The organism is Escherichia sp. AM3 (genome assembly GCF_032029835.1).
Classification (GTDB): Bacteria; Pseudomonadota; Gammaproteobacteria; order Enterobacterales; family Enterobacteriaceae; genus Escherichia; species Escherichia coli.
The window spans coordinates 1-275 of record NZ_JAVUPQ010000942.1; the positions used below are offsets into that span (position 1 = coordinate 1).

Here is a 275-nt window from a genome sequence, read left to right on the forward strand (position 1 = left end):
CTGGTTTTTTATTGCCTGTCTCCGCATGCGCAATGCTTAGTGTTTTTCACGCCCACCGAGAAAGAAAATCCCCAGCGGAATCGCCAGCAGGACGGTGAACACCAGGCTGTAAACAAAGATCATCGCCGATTGCAGGACAAACATGCTGGTTGTCCAGGCAGAGAGCGGGATGTTGTACTGCTCAATCACACCGACAATGGTTGCTCGCCCCACGCATGCAGCAGCAATCATAAACACAACCCGTAACGCCAGCAGGAACTTGCGGCCTTCAGGTG

1 protein-coding gene is annotated in these 275 nt (G+C 53.1%); it reads right to left on the reverse strand.

Annotated elements, in window-relative coordinates; translation table 11 throughout:
* Positions 1 to 36: 36 nt before the first annotated feature.
* Positions 37 to 275 (reverse strand): DUF2534 family protein (locus RTW80_RS29160; protein WP_312721605.1); only part of this gene is annotated, 239 nt, incomplete at its 5' end.